The organism is Flavobacterium rhizophilum, assembly GCF_046000485.1.
Taxonomy (GTDB): Bacteria; Bacteroidota; Bacteroidia; order Flavobacteriales; family Flavobacteriaceae; genus Flavobacterium; species Flavobacterium rhizophilum.
In genome coordinates this window covers 1-564 of the sequence record NZ_JBELQB010000053.1, presented here as the reverse complement: position 1 = coordinate 564, position 564 = coordinate 1, and the positions used below count along the sequence as shown (strand labels likewise).

Annotated in this window: 1 protein-coding gene; it reads right to left on the bottom strand. The window is 34.0% G+C overall.

The annotated features are described in order from the left end of the window. The coding region (locus tag ABS768_RS17690; protein ID WP_408076259.1) for a tetratricopeptide repeat protein at positions 1-564 on the bottom strand (564 nt) is incomplete at both ends.

Below are 564 nucleotides of genomic sequence, written 5' to 3'. Positions count from 1 at the left end.
CTTTTCATAATTTTCGGTATTGTTGTAATACGTAACAAGTTTGTGGTTAATGAGTGAACTGCCAGGGTATTTTTTTACCAGTTTTTCTATAGCCTCATAGGCTTTTTCATTCTTCTGATTATATGAATATGCATCAAAAAGCAATAGGGCAAATAATGGGTTATCAGGTTGCGATTTTACTTTTTCTTGTAAAAACACTTCAAAATCAGGGGCAACCTCTTCAGGGTTAATATCTGCAAGCGCGCTTTTTTGGTAATCTTTATAAGTATCATAATATACCAGATCAGTAAAACTTTTACTACTGATATCTTTAAGCGCTGCGAAAAAATAATCGCTTTTGCCTTTTAATGATGATTTAATCACCAGCCTGTTCATGCCTTTTTTCAGGTTAAATTTCAGTTGATAAGCATTCAGGTCAGTAGATTTTATTTTTTCGTTAGAATAAATTTCTACATCATTTAAAAATATTTTCAGCGGCCCACCTGCACCAAAATGTAAAACAGCCTGCCTGTCAGAAGGGGCTTCTACAAACGTTTGGGCATATATTATACCATTGCCATACTC